The following is a 5,567-nucleotide window of genomic DNA, read 5'->3' as shown; positions in this document are numbered from 1 at the left end:
TTGGTTGGCTTCCTCATGCCGCAGAGGATGTTGCTATTGCATAATTTTTTTCATTCAAGATAGCTATGGGGGACTTTTGCGCTTTTTTATTCTTGTATAAACTTTTCATAACAAAAGAGCGTGCAATACTGCTCTCATTGCCCCTTTTTCTTCCCCGAATCGCCCGTTTCACCGGGAAATTTGGGAAAAAGGGCGCACTTATCCCATTGTCATGCAGAACGCCCTCTGCCTTCCTGCCCTCAAACACATGACGAGGTTCGCCGATGCAAAGAGCGGATCGTAACGGAGCAGGTTCTTCTTGATGCCACGATACCTTGTCCTGCCCGCTTGGAACAGCCGCTTCACAATGAGGAACGGATGCTCCACCTTGCAGCGGATGGAAGTTTTCTCGTGTTCGATCTTCTTGTCCCAGTTGACTCCTGCATACGCCTTTGTTGTGCGGTTCTGTGAAGGTCTTTTCGCAATACGATAATCCACGCTCGATAGATGAGGATCTTCAAGGATTTCTGCGCGCTTTTCCACGCCGAGATACCCAGAGTCCCCATAGACGCTGTGGTCATCCGCTCGGATCAATGCGTGCGTCTGCACGGTGTCATGCACGTTGGCTGCTGTCCCTGTGATTGTATGAACGTAGCCTGTTGCCGCATCCGTACCGGAATAAAGGAATCGCTGATAAAATGAAGTCCGACAAATTGGCGTAGATTTTTTCGTCCGAACAAGGAGGCAAACCGGACGCATAGCAGGGCTATGTGGAGGATCGCGGGCACAGTTCGGGCAAAAAAGATGCGTCAAGATGGCGCGGCTGAATTTATCAGTGCTTCCTAAATCTTCATGCCGAAGAACCATTGATTCCCTTTCCTGACGTAGTGCATTTCAGGGTCGCGGGTCTTCGTGGCGTTTTTGGTCGAGCTTGGTGCATGGATGATGGTGGCGTCAACGATTGTACCGCCGTGCATGATGAGTCCTGCGGCGTCCAGCCGCTCTTTCACGTCATCGAACATCTTGCGGGTGATGTCTAATGCGTGAAAATGATACAAAGGAAATCGCCGCTATGTAGCGTGAATTCCCAATTTACAAGGGCTTTCAGAGATTTCCCAGTCTGGAAGCCCCATGATTTTTGATGCTGTTCAGCGATTTTTCGCTCGATGGAAGCTCGACCAACTGGCAGGGGTGTCAAAGCGTTTGACACCCCTATGGTGCACTCGAAAGGAAAGATGTCAGAGTTTATGAAGCCTTACGGGAACTGGCTTCACGAGCATTTTTACGACTCGGATTTTTGACACCCCTGGATGTTTTGCTGAAATTTTCAGCCTTGACAATCTTTGCCGTAGTGCATACTATGATAGTAGAACAAGGTGAGGAGGATATAGGCGCGGTGAGGATAATCAAGAAGGACATTCCTGCGGAATATGGTATGCTGATTCAAAAGTTCCGCTTGATAGACGATACGTTTTTCAACGTATGTTTTGACAACTATGTCGAGGGAATGCAGCTCCTGCTGCGTATCTTCTTCGGACGCGACGATCTCGCTGTCAAGCATGTCGTCACGCAGCAGAGTGCGGACAATCTCTATGGTCGCGGCGTGCGTTTCGACGTGTTGGCAGAAGACAGCGAGGGGAAGCTCTACGACTGCGAGGTACAGCGTGCCAACGAGGGTGCCGCTCCGCGTCGGGCACGCTACAACAGCAGCATGATGGATTCGCGGGAACTGGCAAAAGGGGCGGAGTTCTCTGAGCTTCCAGAGACATGGGTGATCTTCATTACAGAAAACGACATCTATGGAGCGGGTTGTCCGCTGTACCATGTGGAGCGGATTGTCCAAGAACTTCAGCGACCGTTTGATGATGGGGCGCATATCCTCTACGTCAATGGTGCAAACCGTGATGATACGCCACTCGGACGGTTGATGCAGGATTTTTCTGCGAGAATCCAAACAAGATGAATTATAAGGAACTTGCCAAAAGAGCGGATTACTTTAAGGCAGAAGCAGAGGGGGTACATACCATGTGCGAACTGATGGAGAAATTCGGAGAGAAGAAATTGGAAGAGGGGCGTATGGAATCGGCTCGTCGAACGGCGACGGCTTTAATTGCTTTGGGGAAACTCACACTTTCCCAGATTGCTGAAGCAACACAGTTGCCCCAGGAAGAAGTTGAACGGTTGGCAGGGTCAACAGGAGCATAAGTAAATGCTTGACCACAACAAACGTTGCTCCTTGGTGTACTTCACGTGGCAACCTCCTGTCTGCATCGGGAGATAGGCTGTCCGCTGCCTGTCATCCTGTGTACAGGATACTGCAAGCAGTGTCCATTTTCTACCCCCCTCTGTGTCCAGTTTTAGTTTACCACTTCACAGAGTTGCGCAACATAAGAATTTATCAGCGACTCCTTAAAAATATTTTTGAGACAGGCAGGAAAATCCACGGGGGGGGGAATAATATACTTGTAAAAGCAAACAAAAGGAGATGATTCATGACGAAACTATGGAAAATATTCATGATGACGGGGGCGTTTGCGTCTTTGCTGCTGCTCTCGGCAGGAGGTATCGCATCTGCCGCCCTTTACAACGGGGACATTCCAGAGACGAGGTTCACTGTTGCAGATGCGGGCGACTACGTCCTGAAACGCTATGCGCGGGAAGTGGGGAATATCGAGGATGTGCTCATATCGGACGGGGATATGCTCAGTTTACCTCTTTCGATGCAAAAACCTCCAACGGAGATTGTGCCGGAGCGCTACATCATCGTATCCTACATCGACCCAAGCTCTCCGTTTACTGCGGGAGGCGGGGATGTATTCAGCTACGATATGGAGACAGGCATCTTCACTATGTACGAGCAGGATAAAGACACGCCGTGGGCATCCATACGTGTCCTCAGTGACGATAGAATGGAGGTAAGCAATACCAACGGCAGGAACGGCATCTATACGAAGAGGAATGACGGTAACTATATCCTCCCCAATGTGCTCGGCGGACGTATTTCGTCGCAAACAGCCGCAGGGATAAAACTCTTCCTGCAGCTCATCAAATAAACGAGTATTGAGGTTTGAAACGCGAAAAGCGCAGCGAACCTTTCCATACGATGGGGATGAACTGTATTGTTAGAAAGGATGTTTATGATGGTAAAGATGGGTCAATTTTTGAGGCTGTTCGGTTTCATCGCGGCGGCGTTTGCGCTCTGCGTATTCGGCAGCTCCCCGGCGCAGGCAATGACGATATCAGACCTGCAGGGCGATTATCGGGTTGTGGAGCAAACGTACACATGGGGAGCTAATGCAGGCAGTATGGTATTCAATCTGCATATGGTAGATGGAGAACTCGTCGGGACGATAAAGCAGTTAAATGGCTCAAAGTCTTTTGATGATGTTGGACGAACGGTTATGGAAGGCTTCTATGTGGATGAGGGGACGTTATATTGTCAGTGGACCTACTGCCCAGGGGCTACGTTTCTTTCCAAGGTTAATGTATATAATAATGGCGCAGAGCTGAAGGTTTCGAGGTCAGATGCTCCTTCCAACTTCTATTGGAAGGTCAAGCGCGTATCATAATCCGATAGGTTCCGTATTGCTGTTCATCCCTAAACTTCGATTGGAACAATCATATCAGACGTATACCGCCTGAATCAGGCGTCGATGAACTCCTCGCATGGGGCGGGCATCGGCGCCTTTTTATTTGAAAACGCGAACCTGTTCAAGATGGGAGCGGGCAGCTTTAACGAGGGCGCTGCGTTTGTGCAGATAGAGAGATATATGGAGGAACGCGCCGATTTATGCTATACTAGGCGGCAGCATGAACGCCGTAGGTTCACGCTCGGTTCGCGTTCTATTGCGGGGCTGAACCGTGTCGGCACGCAAAAATATTCCTCGGGAGGAGATTGGATGACCTACACCGCGCATTATATATCACCGCTCGGGGATATCCTCCTCGCAGAGCGCGAAGGGGCGCTCGTTGGGCTCTGGATTGCGGGGCAGGACTATGCCTCCAACCTGTGCGGCGAGAGTGTAGAGGAGCGCGAGACGCCGCTCCTCCGGGAGACGAAGGAATGGCTCGCGCGTTACTTTGCGGGAGAGAGACCCGCCATAGAGGAACTCCCCCTCGCCCCGCGCGGGAGCGCGTTCCGTCAGGCTGTGTGGCGATTGCTCTGCTGCATTCCCTATGGCACGACGACAACCTACGGCGCGCTCGCGCGGGAGGTTGCCGCCCTGACGGGCAAATCCTGCATGTCCGCACAGGCGGTCGGCGGCGCCGTCGGTCACAATCCCATCTCCATCATCATCCCCTGTCACCGCGTTGTCGGCACAAGCGGCAGTCTCACCGGCTACGGCGGCGGTCTCCCGATGAAGATTGCGCTCCTCAAACACGAGGGCGTCGATATGAGCGCGTTCTTCGTGCCGAAACATGGGACGAAACTCTGATTCGTGTTATCATGACAACGTATTGAATGGAAAAGCACGCCCCGTCATTTGATATGTACCCTCTTTACTGGATAAAGAGTAATGATATTGTCAAGATCAGTTGACAAATTCCCCACAAGGAAATGAAATCTTAAGAAGCTACGTCCAGGGAATCATAGAACTGTTGGCGTTTCACCATTGGAGGAAGCCCGCCATTTCTTGAACAAATTCGGCGGTTGTTCCAATAGCTCATGAAATATCGCCAAATTAAGACCTTCAATTCTTCCGTCGTCATCTTTTGCGTGTCATAACGACCATAAAGCAGTTCCGACTTCATTCGAGCCCACATGCTCTCACAGCGTGCGTTGTCATGACAGCGACCACCGGCGCTGTTCATGCTTTGCTGAATCCCGTAGTCTTGAACAGCTTTTCGATACAACTGACTCGTATATTGGCTGCCGCGATCGGAATGCAGAACTGCCCCTTTGAGTTTCGGATAGGAAAGCATAGCGTTAGCGAGCATCTTGACACACAGGGGGGCTTTCGTGTTCGTATCCACGGAAAGACCGAGTACACCAGAGTCAAAGCAATCGAAGAGCGCTGAAATATAGAGTTTTCCATCACACGCCTTGATTTCCGTCACGTCCGTAATGCACTTGGAAAGAGGCGTATCGGCATGAAAATCGCGCCGCAGAAGATCTTCCGACATGTGTGCCGCTCGATCTGCCTTGGTGATACCGTTCAGCTTTCGGTTGGGGCGATGGCTAAGTCCGATTTCTTCCATGACGCGGTAAACCGGTCGCTCGTTCGGGATATGGACGCCTTCCGGCTGCTTGATTTTGAGTGCTTGCCACATGCGGATTCTTCCGTAGGTATCGTTGCATTCATCCTCTGCATGGATCTGCATCATGGCATCGGCAAGTTTCTGATATTTCCAGGGGCGGTCTTTGCTCACCAGATACTGATAAAATCCCTGTCTTGTGACATGGAGCAGTCTGCAATAAAAACTGATATTTCCTTTGTGTGCGCCGTCTGCTGTCTTGAACGCAATAAACTTCATACGTTCGTTTTTGTTGACTTCAGACGGCTCGCGGCGAAAAAAGCGCTTGCTTCTTCCAGAAAGTCATTCTCTTTCTTCAGACGTCGAATTTCCTTATCCTGTGCCTTGAGCTG

The 5,567-nt window shown here is 50.7% G+C and carries 5 protein-coding genes and 2 pseudogenes; 4 read left to right on the top strand and 3 right to left on the bottom strand.

The genetic code is table 11. From position 1 onward, the window contains the following. Positions 1-198: 198 nt before the first annotated feature. Both C8273_RS12545 and C8273_RS12535 read right to left on the bottom strand, forming a co-directional pair. Positions 199-738, bottom strand: coding sequence for a transposase (locus C8273_RS12545; protein WP_234344108.1), 540 nt, complete (start codon positions 736-738; stop codon positions 199-201). Positions 739-827: 89 nt separating this feature from the next. Beyond that, a pseudogene (locus C8273_RS12535) lies at positions 828-950 on the bottom strand (IS5 family transposase); the annotation flags it as partial. Positions 951-1,375: 425 nt separating this feature from the next. Here C8273_RS12535 and C8273_RS12530 point away from each other — a divergent pair. The 4 genes and pseudogenes from C8273_RS12530 to C8273_RS12515 all read left to right on the top strand — a co-directional run bounded on the left by C8273_RS12530 (position 1,376) and on the right by C8273_RS12515 (position 4,415). After that, positions 1,376-2,184: pseudogene (locus C8273_RS12530) on the top strand (PD-(D/E)XK nuclease family transposase). Between the two features lie 287 nt (positions 2,185-2,471). Next, entirely contained in the window at positions 2,472-3,032 is a 561-nt protein-coding gene (locus C8273_RS12525) for a hypothetical protein (protein ID WP_106628028.1), read from the top strand. A gap of 84 nt (positions 3,033-3,116) precedes the next feature. Next, the gene (locus tag C8273_RS12520; protein WP_234344107.1) at positions 3,117-3,548 is read left to right on the top strand and encodes a hypothetical protein; all 432 of its coding nucleotides are present in this window, start codon (positions 3,117-3,119) and stop codon (positions 3,546-3,548) included. Positions 3,549-3,878: 330 nt separating this feature from the next. Then, positions 3,879-4,415, top strand: a complete 537-nt coding sequence (locus tag C8273_RS12515) for a methylated-DNA--[protein]-cysteine S-methyltransferase (RefSeq protein ID WP_106628026.1) — start codon at positions 3,879-3,881, stop codon at positions 4,413-4,415. 130 nt (positions 4,416-4,545) lie between these two features. Here C8273_RS12515 and C8273_RS12510 read toward each other — a convergent pair whose 3' ends face one another. After that, the gene (locus C8273_RS12510) at positions 4,546-5,454 is read right to left on the bottom strand and encodes an IS3 family transposase (protein WP_106628025.1); all 909 of its coding nucleotides are present in this window, start codon (positions 5,452-5,454) and stop codon (positions 4,546-4,548) included. Between the last annotated feature and the right edge of the window lie 113 nt (positions 5,455-5,567).

The organism is Candidatus Centipeda massiliensis, from assembly GCF_900290285.1.
GTDB classification, from domain to species: Bacteria; Bacillota; Negativicutes; order Selenomonadales; family Selenomonadaceae; genus Centipeda; species Centipeda massiliensis.
The sequence above is the reverse complement of the archived record's forward strand: the minus strand, read 5'-3'. Positions and strand labels throughout refer to the sequence as shown.